The organism is Streptomyces sp. NPDC029151, assembly GCF_055564315.1.
Genome location: NZ_JBVHWQ010000001.1, coordinates 16,686 through 19,398 on the forward strand (window position 1 = coordinate 16,686; position 2,713 = coordinate 19,398).

The window sequence follows — 2,713 nt, forward strand, 5'->3', positions numbered from 1 at the left end:
CCCCCACCCCCTCCCCCCCACCCCCCCCCCCCCCCCCCCCCCCCCCCCCCCCCCCCCCCCCCTCCCCCCCCCCCCCCGCGGCCGCGCTCAGGCCAGGACGAGGACCAGGGGCACGCCCCGGCACGGCACGAGGCGCAGTCCGCCGTAGGTGCCGGGCCGTGCGGCGGTGAGGAGTTCGCCGAAGTCCGGGCCCCGGGTGAGGGAGCCGGCCAGGTGGGCGGGGTCGGCCGAGGCGGCGACCCGGCCGCGGGCGTTCACCAGACGGGCCGGCCGGGACAGGCGCCGCAGCAGCGGCAGCACGGCCGCCTCGAAGTGCCGCAGGTACACGTCGGCCGCCGCGACCCCGGCGAAGCGCCCCTCGATCCGCACCGGTGCGGACAGGGTGAGGCTGTACTCGTCGGAGCAGAGGTAGTCCACGTACGGTCCGGCCACGGCCCGGCGTCCGGTGTCGCGGGGCAGGGCGAACCAGTCCCAGTGCGTGTAGTCGGAGTAGGCCGACCGGCGGGGGTCGAGATCGAGCAGGAGCGGGTGTACGTCGCCCTCCGCGTCCGCCTGCCACCACTCCAGCCAGGCCGGCACGTCGTCCAGCAGCCCGGGGGTCGCCACGAAGCCGACGCCGGAGACGAGTTCCTCGTGGCGCAGCCGCAGATGGAGTCCGGGGCGCAGGGCGGCGAGGTCGCGGCTGACGGGCCGGCGCCCCTCGGCGGCCACCCGGTGCAGCAGGGCGGCGGTGTCGGCACGGGTGGCGGCGACCGCCTCGAAAACGGCCTCCAGCGCACCGCACACCTGCGCGGCGACCCGTGTCTCCGGCTCCGTGGCGAGGGTGGCGACGGTGGCGAGCCCCGTGCTGACGCCCATGGTCTCCTCCAGCGGACGGGAACCGGACGCGGTGCGGTCAGAGGGTGAGGCGTACGGCGACGAGCCGCGCCGCCGACTCCCTGACGCACCGCTCGGCCAGCGTGCCGGCCGTTTCGTGGGCCCCATCCTGCACCGCGGCGACGACGCCGCGGTGACGGTCCGCAACTTCTTCACGATATGCGTCGTCGGCCAGGACGAGACAGAGCAGGGCGCCCACCTCGCTCTGCAGGACGATCTGTTCGCGGGTGAGCCGGGCGGACTGGGCGGCGGCGGCGAGTTCGACGTGGAAGCGGCCGTAGAGCCGGCTGCGTGCCGCCGCGTCCCCGGCCTCCGCCAGTTCCCCGGCCGTCCGGCGCAGCGGCTGGAGGTCGGCGGGTTCGGTGCGCTGGGCGGCGAGCCGGGCGGCGGCTCCGGACAGGGCGGCCCAGTGGTCGCCGAGGTCGCGCAGCTCCTCGGTGCTCCAGCCGCGCAGCCGCGTCCTGAGCCGGTCGTCGGCGGGGACTTCGGGCAGCGAGACGAAGCTGCCGCCGCCGCGGCCCCGGCGGGTGGTGACCAGACCCTGCTGCCGCAGCGCCATGAGCGCCTCGCGCAGCGTCACCGTGGACACGCCGAGCTGTCCGGCCAGCTCGCTCTCGCCGGGGAGCTGCTCCCCGTCGGCGAGGAGTCCCAGCTCGATGGCGTCCCCTATGCGGCGGACGACCGTGTCCACGCGGGCCCGGTTGTCCACCGGGGCGAAGAGGGCCTTGCGGGCGCCTCCCTCGGTCTCGTGCTGCCTCACGGCCACCACCTCGTGCGTTGACTCAAGCTTTACCTTAAGGGGACCTTGAGCTATGACCTATGACTTCATATGTTTGCGGTCAACGTTCAGCGCGCCAGAAAGGTTCCCCCATGGAGGGAATTGCGATCCGGCTGCAGGGCCTGCGGAAGGCGTTCGGCGAGACCACCGCCGTGGCCGGGGTCGACCTGCGGATCCGGGACGGCGAGTTCTTCTCGATGCTCGGTCCCTCCGGCTCGGGGAAGACGACGGTGCTGCGACTCGTCGCCGGCTTCGAGACACCGGACGAGGGCCGGATCGAACTCGCCGGGCAGGAGGTCACCGGCCTCGCCCCGTTCGAGCGGGACGTGCACACCGTCTTCCAGGACTACGCCCTCTTCCCGCACATGACGGTCGAGCAGAACGTCGCCTACGGGCTCAGGGTCCGCGGGGTCCCGAAGGCCGAACGCCGGGTCCGCGCCCGCAAGGCGCTCGCCGAGGTCCGCCTCGAAGGCCACGGCCAGCGGCGGCCCGCCCAGCTGTCCGGCGGGCAGCGCCAGCGCGTCGCCCTCGCCCGCGCCCTCGTCGGCCGGCCCCGCGTGCTGCTGCTGGACGAACCGCTCGGCGCCCTCGACCTCAAGCTGCGCGAGCAGATGCAGGTCGAACTCAAGGCCATCCAGCGGGAGGTGGGCATCACCTTCGTCTTCGTCACCCACGACCAGCAGGAGGCCCTGACGATGAGCGACCGGATCGCCGTCTTCGACCAGGGGCGCATCGCCCAGGTCGGCACCCCCGCGGAGATCTACGAGCGCCCCGCGACCTCCTTCGTCGCCTCCTTCGTCGGCACCTCCAACCTCCTCGAAGGCGAGGCCGCCCACCGGATCACCGGCTTCCCGGGCACCTACAACATCCGCCCCGAGAAGATCCGCGTACTGAAGGACGCCGCCGAGCCGGACGAGCCCGAGCACACCACCGCCACCGGCACCGGGGGGGGGGGGGGGGGGGGGGGGGGAGGGAACCACCTTTTTGTTTGACCGGGGGGGGGGGGGGGGATTACCGGGATCCCCGCGAAAACGGAGAAACCCTCCGTAGGGGGTGTAG

At 74.1% G+C, this 2,713-nt stretch carries 3 protein-coding genes; 1 reads left to right on the forward strand and 2 read right to left on the reverse strand.

Annotated features, from left to right (window positions below):
* Window positions 1-87 precede the first annotated feature (87 nt).
* On the reverse strand, window positions 88-858 hold the full coding sequence (locus ACZ4VF_RS00065) for a cache domain-containing protein (RefSeq protein WP_467922134.1): 771 nt from the start codon (window positions 856-858) through the stop codon (window positions 88-90).
* A 37-nt stretch (window positions 859-895) separates the two neighbouring features.
* Entirely contained in the window at window positions 896-1,636 is a 741-nt protein-coding gene (locus ACZ4VF_RS00070; protein WP_467922137.1) for a FadR/GntR family transcriptional regulator, read from the reverse strand.
* Window positions 1,637-1,746: 110 nt separating this feature from the next.
* Between ACZ4VF_RS00070 and ACZ4VF_RS00075 the strand changes: the two genes are divergently transcribed.
* Window positions 1,747-2,646, forward strand: coding sequence for an ABC transporter ATP-binding protein (locus ACZ4VF_RS00075; protein ID WP_467922138.1), 900 nt, complete (start codon window positions 1,747-1,749; stop codon window positions 2,644-2,646).
* Window positions 2,647-2,713 lie beyond the last annotated feature (67 nt).

What these genes read in the sequence shown, in the direction of transcription:
- ACZ4VF_RS00065 (WP_467922134.1), bottom strand. Translation starts at nt 858, where the DNA reads ATGGGCGTCAGCACGGGGCTCGCCACCGTCGCCACCCTCGCCACGGAG.
- ACZ4VF_RS00075 (WP_467922138.1), top strand. Translation starts at nt 1,747, where the DNA reads ATGGAGGGAATTGCGATCCGGCTGCAGGGCCTGCGGAAGGCGTTCGGC.